The sequence below is a fragment of the Gloeothece verrucosa PCC 7822 genome (genome assembly GCF_000147335.1).
Classification (GTDB): Bacteria; Cyanobacteriota; Cyanobacteriia; order Cyanobacteriales; family Microcystaceae; genus Gloeothece; species Gloeothece verrucosa.
In genome coordinates this window covers 383,279-394,758 of record NC_014534.1, presented here as the reverse complement: position 1 = coordinate 394,758, position 11,480 = coordinate 383,279, and the positions used below count along the sequence as shown (strand labels likewise).

At 40.1% G+C, this 11,480-nt stretch carries 7 protein-coding genes; 1 reads left to right on the top strand and 6 read right to left on the bottom strand.

The window, feature by feature from the left end:
• Positions 1–1,226 precede the first annotated feature (1,226 nt).
• Positions 1,227–4,247: a DUF5906 domain-containing protein gene (locus tag CYAN7822_RS35130; RefSeq protein ID WP_013335056.1), complete on the top strand. Its 3,021-nt coding sequence runs from the start codon at positions 1,227–1,229 to the stop codon at positions 4,245–4,247.
• A 297-nt stretch (positions 4,248–4,544) separates the two neighbouring features.
• Here CYAN7822_RS35130 and CYAN7822_RS32075 read toward each other — a convergent pair whose 3' ends face one another.
• The 6 genes from CYAN7822_RS32075 to CYAN7822_RS32050 all read right to left on the bottom strand — a co-directional run bounded on the left by CYAN7822_RS32075 (position 4,545) and on the right by CYAN7822_RS32050 (position 11,358).
• Positions 4,545–4,769 (bottom strand): hypothetical protein, encoded by a 225-nt coding sequence (locus tag CYAN7822_RS32075; protein WP_049802824.1) that lies wholly within the window; start codon positions 4,767–4,769, stop codon positions 4,545–4,547.
• Between the two features lie 1,014 nt (positions 4,770–5,783).
• Entirely contained in the window at positions 5,784–7,271 is a 1,488-nt protein-coding gene (gene cas12k, locus CYAN7822_RS32070) for a type V CRISPR-associated protein Cas12k (RefSeq protein ID WP_157872041.1), read from the bottom strand.
• Complete coding sequence (gene cas12k / locus CYAN7822_RS32065; protein ID WP_041934279.1) at positions 7,159–7,830, bottom strand: type V CRISPR-associated protein Cas12k; 672 nt, start codon at positions 7,828–7,830, stop codon at positions 7,159–7,161. The genes cas12k (CYAN7822_RS32070) and cas12k (CYAN7822_RS32065) overlap by 113 nt, the downstream gene beginning before the upstream one ends.
• A gap of 117 nt (positions 7,831–7,947) precedes the next feature.
• On the bottom strand, positions 7,948–8,439 hold the full coding sequence (locus CYAN7822_RS32060; RefSeq protein ID WP_013335055.1) for a TniQ family protein: 492 nt from the start codon (positions 8,437–8,439) through the stop codon (positions 7,948–7,950).
• Positions 8,440–8,445: 6 nt separating this feature from the next.
• Entirely contained in the window at positions 8,446–9,363 is a 918-nt protein-coding gene (locus CYAN7822_RS32055; protein WP_013335054.1) for an AAA family ATPase, read from the bottom strand.
• Positions 9,364–9,369: 6 nt separating this feature from the next.
• Positions 9,370–11,358 carry a Mu transposase C-terminal domain-containing protein gene (locus tag CYAN7822_RS32050; RefSeq protein WP_013335053.1) on the bottom strand — a complete coding sequence of 663 codons (1,989 nt, stop codon included), beginning with the start codon at positions 11,356–11,358 and terminating at the stop codon, positions 9,370–9,372.
• Positions 11,359–11,480: the final 122 nt, after the last annotated feature.

Genomic DNA, 11,480 nt, shown 5'->3' with positions numbered 1-11,480 from the left:
GGAACCTTAGTCTGTGTAACGCCTTTCGTTCCCTATATCCCACTCTTGGAAGTGTCTTAGGTTTCTTCACTGAGTATTAGGCTTATTAGGATTACTAGGTCGTGACTTACACGGAACTTATCCTACGTAAGCATATCTGTCGGGTTATGATTTTCCCTTATCTTTCGATTGACAGCATTGGCTTTTTAGGATATCGTACAGTTCACGCTCATACGGCTGGTTAACCTTGTCTCAGTGACATTAGGTTTTGGTAAAACTCTATGTCAGTAAAGACAGAAAACGTAAACGTTTTTCCGTTGATCATAATCCTTTCTGGCTACTTTTAGGCTCTAACATTACGCCGGGACTTTTAGACTCCACGACACATTAACGAGTTACTTTAATGCAGTCCAGTCTCATTGTTTGTAAACTGCTGAGTGTACCCGATATCGGTGACTCAGTTACTCCCGTATATACCAGGTAGACCATCACCGCTCTGAGGGATTCTACTGTGAATGTAGAATTTACCAGTTACTTTCTCTCGCAGCGCCATAACGACGTGATTGAGTTAATTACTGTACGTTAACCTTGAGTAGCTTCGCTAGGAAGGATAAGCTAGTAACTTCGTTTTACTCCCATTTAACCCATGCACCGCAAGATAAGGTTAACCAATAGCCTTAAAATGTGGGTTACGCATTCACTCCTGTGGTTCGGAGGAGAGGAATTAAACCTCTAAGATTATGACCTTGTTCTGTATACGAATGATACAGCCCCATAATCCCCTTTCTTTATAGAGAAAGTTTCTATGGAACGGCTCGCACTAACTCATGGCTCGATTATACAAGACTATTTCTTCAAAGAGCAATAGTTAGAGGGGAGTTTTTTGCCAAAATTTTTGACTCATCTGTTAAGAATTAGCCAAAACCGTTCCTCAAAAACAACTAAGAGCGATAGAACGAGTTAGATAATCAGAGCTAGGTGAAGAGACACTAAAAACAGACCGTTTGTCAATCAATAACGGTGATAGGTTCCATATTCCCAATGATTAATTAGAAAACTGGAGGCTTCTCGATCCAGTAGTTACGAAAAAACCTGTCTGATGAGGCTTTAATTAAATCCCTAACCAGACCCAGAAACTCGCTCCAGAGTTTATAACGTAGTATTTAGATCATAGGACAGGTGTAGAAGTAGCGGCAGAAAAGATCGGGAATCTCCTCCAAACACACCAAAGAGGAGAAAAAAAAACCATGCAAGTAACAGAAACAGATCGACTAACAGATGTAGAGAAATGGCCAGAAGTCACGGAACAAGAACCCTGCCCCTTATGCTCTAAAGAAGATTGGTGTACAAGAGCGCCCTCTAAAGAAGCTGTGCTGTGTCACCGCGTTAAACCCCCCTTCGCCCCTCCCGAATGGAAGCATATCAAGAATGCAAAAGATGGAGATCCCATTTATGCTTTACAGGGCACTCAAAAGGGAAGAAATTCCAACAAACAGCTTAAAAAAGCCTCTAAACCCGTTCCTTTTCCCATCCCTGATGGTGAGATAGAATTAGCCTTATTGCCTGAAGCTGTAACCAGTCCAGAAAAAGAAAAGGTTACAAAGTCATGGGGCTATGACATTATCATCGAATACCCCTATTCCCCAACGCAGTACGTGAAACGGAATGAGCATTATGACTCAGAGGGGAACCGTATTAAAATAAAGAAGAAGACTAAGATAACCCTGCCCTATCATCAAAACTCAGACGGTGAGTGGATTAATGCCAAAGGACAAGTTGGATGGCCAGCTTATAGGATAGAAGAAGCGATCGCATTTGGCTCAAACAAATGGGTTTTGGGGGTGGAGGGAGAAAGCTGTGTAGAGATTGCCCGAAGCCTAATGCTAGTTGCTAACACCATGCAGGGTGGTTCCTGGAGCGAAGTTGACTTAGGAATATTGCTAACCCAATTAAAAAACAATAATGTAACCGGTTTAGTGTATTGGCCAGACAATGACTCGGACGGACAGCGCAAAGCTGAGAAACTTTTAGTCGCATCGGGACGGGTAAAGTTTCCTGTACTTATCTTAAACCCCCTTGAAATATGGGCAGAAATCCCTCAGACTGGAGATATTGTCGATTGGGTCAAATGGGGATTAGCTCAAGGGATGAGTGGAGACGAATTTATTAAGCGATTAGAACTCGCCATACATAAAGCGGTAGAAACCCGTCACAATCAGCCCTCAGAAGAAGAGGATAATTCCAATGAGCAACCCTCAACAGGACTGCCCAAGCAAAGTCGACTGGTAGCTCAAATCCAGGAGCTATACAACGACAAATTTAAGTACAACGATCAAGCTAATACGTGGCTAGAGTATCAGGAAAACTCTCTGTTGCATGATGGTTCTTGGGTTCCCGTCTCGAATTTACGTATTCAGACTCAAATTTACAACATCTTGCAAGCCCGTGGTTATGAATTCAACTCATCCTATCTCAATGGCGTAGAGGATCTTCTCAAAAAAGCACTTTACATTAAAGAATGGCCTTCAACCAAGGATTTAGTGGGTTTCTCCGACTGTGTTTATGAGCTATCTACTGGCAAAACTAGAGAACATTCACCCCATAACTATTTAACCTGGGTTCTGCCTCGTCCGTTTAACCCCTTATCAAGATCATGGACCACAATTGACGAGTGGTTAACTGAAGCCACCCAAAACAACCAGACCCATAAACAAATTTTGATTTGTTACGCGGCGGCTGTTTTGAGACAACGGGCAGATCTCCAGAAGTTCCTACATTTAATTGGGACTGGCGGTTCGGGTAAGAGTAGCTTTATGAATCTGTTAGTGGCCCTGGTGGGACAACAAAACACGATTTCACTGGATTTTCCTAGCTTAAATGAAAAAGATGCCATAGCAGAGGCATTTGGGAAGGCGTTGGCTATTTTCCCAGATCAAGACAGTGCTGGTAAGAATCTGTCCAACTTTAAAAAGATGACAGGACAGGACTTATTAAGAGGACGGCGGCTGTATAAAGACGGGTTCAGTTTCAAATTTGGGGGAATGTGTGTTCTTTCGAGTAATCATCCCATTTTTCATGCAGGTTCAGGACGGTGGTTGACGAGACGGGTTCTCATGGTTCCGTTTAATCTAGCCGTAGCCGATGGCAATGTGCGTAACCTAGAGAAAGAGTTTGAGCCAGAATTATCAGCCTTTACCAGTTACTTACTGTCTATCCCCACCGAAGAAATAGAAGCAACCTTAAAGGGTTTAAATAAGAAGCAAGTTATTTCTTCAACTCTGTGGGAATCTCAAAAGAGATCGGATGGGCTTGCCAGTTGGGTCAATGACGAGATCATCTTTGATTGTACAGCCAAAACCCAAATCGGCAGCAATGCTCGTGAATGGAATGATGAAGATTATAATCCCCTTAAATCAACCCTATTTGGCTCTTACTGTCACCATATCAGACGCAGTGGCCGACAACCGTTAACCAAAGACAATTTCTCAGCTAATTTAATCGAACTGCTCAAGGGGACGCTCAAAAAGGATGTCGACAAGCGCAAAACCAATCAGGGGCGGTTTTTAATGGGAGTGCGCTTGAGAACTGCCCAGGATTACGAGATTCCTTGCTTGGATGAATTGTTGGAAAAAATGGAAAGTGACGACGGCGGTGACGACCCTGATGACGGGGGTGGTGACGACCCCAAACCCTTACCAGTAGAGGAAAGTGACGGCAGTGACGACTCTTCTATACTCTTTGAGGAAAAAGAAAATTGTAACAATGATCCTCCCCTTCAGGACTCCGACAAAATTGTTGAAGAAATTTCTTCGACTAATGCTTCATCAACAGATGTGGTTAATGACGATCATTTATCCCAAGAGGTCGTCATTCCTGACCTAACCCCAACAGAGCAAGGGGTTGAGGTCGTAACGGGAGCCGTCACCCCCCTCGTCACAGGGGCCGTCACTCTTGATGAACTCAAGAGTGAGATTGAATACCATCGAAAAAGATTATGTTGGAGCAAAGATCATTTCCAGCAAATCGTAGAGAGTAAATACCAGAAGTCGAGCGACGAGTGTTTCAATTGCCATAGCATTCTCAATGATTGTTTGACTTTTTTGTCCGCGATCAAGTTTAAACCTGGAGATAGAGTTATTGATGATGGAGGTTGGAAGGGGACAATTAAGAGCATTCATCCCAATGGCAAAAAAGCCCAAGTTTATTTAGATCTGATGGAGAGTGTGCATCCGGTTGATTTAGATAATTTGAAGCCAATGGAAGCCTAAAAACCTTCAAAAATCCAAATTAACAAAATCAGTAACTTGTTCCCCTTGGTGGAAGGAACGGTTATGCTGAGTCCCCAAACCGAGTGAGAAATGATGTTCATCAAGAAGCGGTTTTAAGTTCTTCATGGTTTCATTAATAGTAACCTGAGCGCCCCCGGCCAAAGCCTTAAGAACAGGGGCGCTGATGTACCATCTTTGTTCATAGCTGGCTGGTGGCCTGTTGAAAATGGCACTCGATAAAGGATGAAACTGGACGTTAATTTTCTGTAAAAAGCGAGAGATAATAAAAAGTAGTAATTAACTTGAAAAAAGAATTTTACGTTTGGAGAGCATTGATTGACCAAAGGTATTATTAATCCATTGGAATAAATCTGAGCAATGAACAGTAGTTAAAGCATCTTTGATAAATTGATTATTAAAATCAATAGTGCTTAAAGGAATAGTTAAAAGTAGAGAACGAAGTTCGGATAAAGGACAACGTTGTGAAAAATATTTATAACGACCAAAAAGGGATTTGTACATTAAATAATTATTGTCATTTTTTAAAGAATTAATGTCAAAAATGGGAAGAAAAAATTTGTTATAAGCCTTACTCCATCGACTTTTGAGCTATTATCTAATTGGGATGCCCCCTCAATTTAGTTGAAGAAACAATATTTTTTTCTGATTTAAAGAATTAATGTCAAAAAAAATATTAGTACAGGCATTCACCCCAAGGAACACTAACCTTGAATTTTAGGGTAGCGTTTAAGTCCCGAACCAAGTGTACCTTTCAATTTCTTCTATGAAACCACTTTCTTTATCGAATTTAACAGCAGAATCGCTACTTTCAATCAATTAGAGAGCAAAAACCCTTATGAAACAAGAACTTCGTTCTTGGCTTCTTACTATTCCTTTAAGCTTTCAATCATTTAGAGAGCAAAAACCCTCATGAAACTCTACGAGCACTCTCACCCTTATTTAACAGAGCTTTTAAGAAATGTTTTGATAGCTTCGTTCAAAAACTTTATTTCAGCCTCTTTGTCAGGTTTGGGTGAGCGAAAAACTACTCCTAAAAGTTAAATAAAGTAATGGTTCTAGCAATTTGTTGGCTTTGTGTGGAATTTTACCCCCACTTGGAGCCGTCAAATGTGAGTTTCATTGATAGATTCCCTTGGGAAGGGTGATTTGAGTACCGTTTATTACGACAACTAGCTATCATATTGATAACCTTAGCGTCACACTCGCCATGATAGAATGTCAATGAATGGCATTTTTTCATGGTTGGCGTTAGGCTCCGGGACTCTTTAAAAGTGAGAGTAGGTCCACCCAGAAATCCAGACCCCCTTTGCTTGGGTGCGGCCTTACCGATGTATAATAAAAACACGAGGTTTTAGTTATAATCGGGTTGTTTCAGTCAGCAGTGGAACGCTATCTGACTCAGATCGACGGGGCAAACAGTACCATAGGGTACAGAAAGTAAGACTTTATTTAAGTCAAACAAACCCTCACTCCCAACATTCGTGAGCTAAAAGCATGAATGCTGGCGCTCTATAATTATACCAGATTGTTAGGGGTTTGTACATTGAATGGTGTTTGGGTTTGTTGCTGTTTTTCCCAATAGGTAAGGGCAATTTGTCTGGCTTTTTGTTGGGAACTGCCTTTGATAGTTTGTTTTAGGATAGCGATTTTAAGTCCAGCTTTTTTAGCAGCATAATTAATACATTGACCAAGTTGGTTATAATTCCATTGATTGACCGTGACGCGGAAGTCCTTGGCATATCGTTGTTGTTGAGTTTTATTGCCGGGATATTTTAGCTCGGCTCTGGCTCTAACTTCTGATTCAATCGCTTCTCGGATATTGGTGAGGTCGGGAAGGACAATAACACTGGCTTGGTAGCTGTGGGCAACTTCGACAATAGCTTGAGCAAAAAGTCGGTTGAAATAAAGTCCAGCATTAGCTTCTCCAAATTGAGTATCAGCAAATTTTTTCTGGGCTTTATGGCGTTCGTGTTTGTTTGAGTGCTTTTTGTGTAGGTAGTCTTGAAAAAGTTCGTAATCGGTGATTTCTCGCTTTTTTCGGGGACTGAATCGGATTTTATCTTCGGTTTTGGCTTTGGCGACTAGAATTTGACGGCGACGTTTAAGGAGTTGTTTTGGAGAACGAAAACCAAGGGTAGCTTGGGTTTGAAGATCAACAATGGCGATGGTAATGGGGGTTTTGAGTCCAATCGCTACGCCAACAATAATGTGGGGATTACCTTGGTAAGAGTGCGATTGAAAAGGGTTTAAGTAGGCAATATCGAAGGTTTTAAGCCTTTGTAAAGAGCTTTCTAGACGCAAAATGTTCTTTTTCTGATTATTAGTTAAGGGGTTTTGTTCTTCTTTGGCAAAACATTTATTTAATTGTTTTTGAGTTTCTTGGATAAGTTCTTGCTGAATATTCGCCATACCAGTTTTTGACCAGAGTTGATTATTAATGGCGCAGTGAAGGTACAAATGATGAGTATTCCAGGGTTGCCCTTTTCCTTCTATGGGTTTCCAGATAAGTTGGGCAGAACGTAACAGCATTAAACCACCGGGTACGGGTACAGGTAGATCTTTTCGTTTGAAGCATTGATAATCGGATAAGATGCGTTGGAAATAAGGCAATTGTCGCTCATCGCAGGCTATTTCTAGAGTAATTCCCTTTTTTTTGAGTCCGTTGAAGCTGACACGGATACGTCCTTGGTGGTTGATTGACCACTCCAGGTCGGTGTTGGTGTTGTAAAAGACGGGATAGGGTAAATGGGGAAATTTTTGCAGAAGTTGTCTTTGGATTTGTTGAAGGTCTTTAACTTCGGTAATGCCTGTTAGAGACTGGTTTAGGGCATCTAACCATAAACTATCATCGTTGAGTCTGGGATGAGGGGCGCAAGAGTGGATTTGTGCTTCAAGGCGTTGAATTTGGATTTCTTTTTGGGTGCGACGTAGTAGGTAGGCTTCTTTGTCTTCGGGTTCGCCCTCGAATTTGATTGCCGTTTTTGATGAGGTAGGCAATAACACAGCGTTTGGGAATGGATTGGGTTTTGTCGTGTAATTCGTAGAGTTTATTAGTTATTTTCCCGAAAATACTTTGTTCGTCTTCAGGTTTGATTCCTTCTTGTTGCCAAAGTTCTTCTAGTTCCAGTTGTACTTGTTGGAGTAAATTTTGGGCGTGTGATGTGAGAGTGTATAAATCATAACCGCTTTCAAGTAGGAGTTGTTCATCGCTTTTAAGCATGGATAAAAAGCGTTTTTTGCCTTGAAGGGAAAGAAGTTTACTTTTTTTGTGAGCAAACCAAGATTTATAAATATTTTTGACGAGAGTAACTGCGGATTGTCGAAAGCGTCCGGGCAATTCTTGGCAGAGATATTTGGTTTGATGAGTTGTAATAAATTCTTTAATTAATGTATCAGGGAGTCTGAATTTGTCAAGCCAAGTTGGGAAATCAGGATGATTGGCGATATAGTCGAGTAAGAGTTGAATTAATTGGCTGTAGGGTTGCGCCATAAGCTGCCAGAGATAAGAAAGTTTCTCTTCGGAGGCGAGAAGGCGAGCGCGAATTACGGACAAGGAAGACATCGAACTCGAATGCACTAAGAAATATTATTCTATAATAATTGATTAGGACAGTTATTGAAAATTATTTTATAGATCCTCTTTTTTTTATTATTTCTAAAAAACTTTTAAAGCTTCTAATTATTGCTTCCCCATCCGTTTAAACCCCATTCCACATCGCTGACACCTCCCTTCCACCCACTGAGACGGAATCGCAAAAGATTGACGACAAGAAGGACACTTCGTCAATAATTTAACCCCATGCACCTCACAATTTAACCGTGATTGATATTGCCATTCCATTCGATGATACGGTTTTTCTCCATAACATAGCGCACACAAGCGAATGGGCAATAACTTAATAGATTCCTGGGGTAACATCGCCTTTAGTTGCGCCACCGATAATCCAATTAATCCTCCAATAGCTTCTAACTCCTTGTGCGTTGGATAGGGAATAAAACGAAATTTCTCCCACCGTCCTAAAACTGGGCCAATTCCTGCCGCTTTACTCAACTGAGACGGTGAACTCACTGACTCATGCCGACAATAACGTCCGAAATAATGGCTGATACTTTCCCCTTCTAATGGTTCTAGATACCAAGGGGGTTGAAAACCGGCTTCAAATTCCACCATATTTCCTTACCCTAACTTTTGCGTTGGCGGTTTTCGATGGCTGAGGTAAGCCATAATATTAGACGGCGTTAATTCAAAATAGGGGTCATCGGTACTAAACATCGCAATTTGTCGCAAAAGATCGTATAAGCTCTCAATTAATCCCCCAGATTTTTCTTTTAAAGTTTCAACAACTTCTGGAGACTGGGTTAAATTTAAACGATTTTTTGGCGTTAAAAACTTTTTTTCCCAATCTTCAACTACTGTTACCACATCTTCTGAGGTTAAAGAAGGAAACTCATACCATTCTAAAAAAGAATTACTCACTCGCACATAAGCCGAATGATTTCGTCCTAAAATATCTTCCAAATAATGAGTTCCTGCTAAAACTACTGATATTCTCAAATGCTCATATAAATCAATCAACTCATTAAACGCCTCTAACTTCAAATAATCTGCCTTACCAACAATCAAAATCTTAACCCCATAACGTTTTAAATTATCCCAAGTTCTTGAACGTAAATTGTTTAACTTGCCCAAAGTCGGCAAGGGGTGCCCAAATTCTGACAAGATTGCCTGATATAAATCCGTTGCTTTTCCCTTCTGCAACATCTCTAAATAAAACACCGTTGCCGGAATTTCAAACAATGAGCCTCGCCGTTTTACATGAGCCAGGCGATAATACTCACAAGATTTCGGTAAACCCGACCCTTTCGTTGCCACTATGTAGCCACATAACTTTAAATCTCGCTGGTCATTTAACCAAGTAAATAACTCATCATCTCTATCTAAATAACAATAAGTATCCGCTTTCCCAATAGGTTCAATTTCTGTCTGTTGAGCCGGAGTTCGGCGTTGTAACTCTTCGCACGAGTGGACTAAATCATTAACTTTCGGTGACTTTGAAGGAACGGATTTCTTTTGAGCTAAATTATTTTTAGTCATAACCATTTACCAGTTATTTTTTTTATATTCGTTCCAATCTTGAACATGGACAGCAATTCCTGAGCGTCGTCGTTTCACTCTGGGATGGCTTTCGGGCAGAGAGGACTGATGGATTTTACTCAGTCTGCGCTTTTGTCCCATTGTATTCGCTTCTGTTGCCTCTTCTATCACTGTTTTGTCATCAGGTTCAAGGGCATTTTGGGGAAAGATTTCAACAATTTTAGATTCATTAGTAGTTTCATCTCGTTTTTGTTGAGCTTTTTTGCGTTTTTGTCGCTTTTTAACTCGCTTTTGTTCAATAAAGTTAAGGTGGTTGTATCGCTCGTTGAGAATAGAAATATTATCCGCGTTTTTCCACTGTCTTTTCAGTTTTTGAACAATCCATCTCAACTCATCAAACGTCATTTGTTCATGCTCAAAATGTCTAGCTTTTATCACTCCAATAAACTCACTCGGCTCTTCCTGATTAGAAGAAGTATAAGCAAGTAGTGTCACAATATTTCTCGGGTCATATCTTAAAGATATTTCTTCTCCAATAAAGTCTCTTAAACAATCCCCTATATAAATTAGATTTTCAAACTGAATCGTTCCCAATTTTTGAACTCGGCGATGGGCTTGTTTTAATAGGCAGATATCTAATGTTCTTTCATCAATAATAGTTGCACCACTTATTAACCCGCTCTGCCATCGTTTTGAACGAGTGAGAACCTCAAATTGAGGCTCAATTTTCATTTTGGGGTATTGATGTTGATTATAATGATCTACGAAATATTGGACTAATTCTTTCTCTAACTCTTCAAAGGTCATACAAGCGTGGTTTTCTGCATTTTTTGGACGTTCATCTACCTTTGAACCTGTATATCCTGGTAAATTTTTTAAGACTTCATTATTTGTCTGATTGAAAATCGTTTCTACTAATCCACCGGCTGAGGGAAAAGCTCTAAGTTTCCACTTAAAGTCTAATTGGGTGGACACGAGTTTCATGTGGTCACTCTTGAATTCTCTGGCTCTATCGGTTACGAGATATTCAGGTATGCCATGTTCAACCCATTCATTGATTAATCCATACTTTTCTTGTACCGGCTTAGGTAAAATGGCGTTACGCAAAGCTAATGCTACTCGATGAGAATCGGCTGCTACAAAGCCTAAATAATAACCCATAATACACCCCGAATAACTATCCATGATGACTGTTAAATAGGGACGGATGGGTTCTCCTTTTCTATCTCGGATAATTTCGGGTTTGAGTAATGAATCTTTATTTTTAAGATTTTCAACAATAAATACATCCAGTTGAGTATGGTCAGCTTGCCAAATTTGATTGCTATGGGTAATATGTAGGTTTTCGTCAATCGTTTGCACTATTTGATGGTCAATATCTGCGCCTGGATGACGTGCTTTAAACTTTTTCTTTCTTTGGAGTTCATCATTAATTACTTTATAGACAGTGACATGAGAAGGATATTTGAGCGCGATTAAATCTTCTAAGACTTCAGGATAAGGTTTTAAATATTTGGCAATACCATCTTTTCTCTGTACATCCATTCTGAGTTTTTCTCCTTGCGACGCTAAAGACGTTATAGCTACATAGAGTTGACTGATATTGCTTTTTGAACCGGATTTTTGTCCCCATTTGTAAAGTTTGATGATGAAATCACGCCACTGCTTAGATATGCGATATTGTCCTTTATCTTGACGACCAACCGCTAAGGTCGCCACTCCTTCATGAGCTATTTTTGCCAACATCCGTCTAATGGTGCGAGCGCTCTTCCCAAGAGAAATAGCCGCTTGCTTGATGGCTTCTGCACGTTCCTTTTTATTGGATGCTTGCCCAATAGCATTCAGAGCATCAAGTTTTTGTTCAACTTTGGGAGGAAGTTCGGTATTAATGAGCTTTAAGGACTTTTGAGGGATTTTGGGATTTTCTAATGCCTTTAAGTCTTCTTCATCAGCGTCTAGTTCGATTTCATTAAAGTTTATGCCTGATAGCGTCATGATAGTTTAAGACAAAGGTTGGTGTGAAAAAACAATAAATGACACCATTTACTTTAAAAAGTTTAGCAGAGTTTTTCAATAAATGACATCATTTACTTTAAAATAGGGGTTGAGGTTATTTT

What these genes read in the sequence shown, in the direction of transcription:
- CYAN7822_RS32075 (WP_049802824.1), bottom strand. Translation starts at nt 4,769, where the DNA reads ATGTACAAATCCCTTTTTGGTCGTTATAAATATTTTTCACAACGTTGT.
- CYAN7822_RS35130 (WP_013335056.1), top strand. Translation starts at nt 1,227, where the DNA reads ATGCAAGTAACAGAAACAGATCGACTAACAGATGTAGAGAAATGGCCA.
- cas12k (WP_041934279.1), bottom strand. Translation starts at nt 7,830, where the DNA reads ATGTCTTCCTTGTCCGTAATTCGCGCTCGCCTTCTCGCCTCCGAAGAG.
- CYAN7822_RS32050 (WP_013335053.1), bottom strand. Translation starts at nt 11,358, where the DNA reads ATGACGCTATCAGGCATAAACTTTAATGAAATCGAACTAGACGCTGAT.
- CYAN7822_RS32060 (WP_013335055.1), bottom strand. Translation starts at nt 8,439, where the DNA reads ATGGTGGAATTTGAAGCCGGTTTTCAACCCCCTTGGTATCTAGAACCA.
- CYAN7822_RS32055 (WP_013335054.1), bottom strand. Translation starts at nt 9,363, where the DNA reads ATGACTAAAAATAATTTAGCTCAAAAGAAATCCGTTCCTTCAAAGTCA.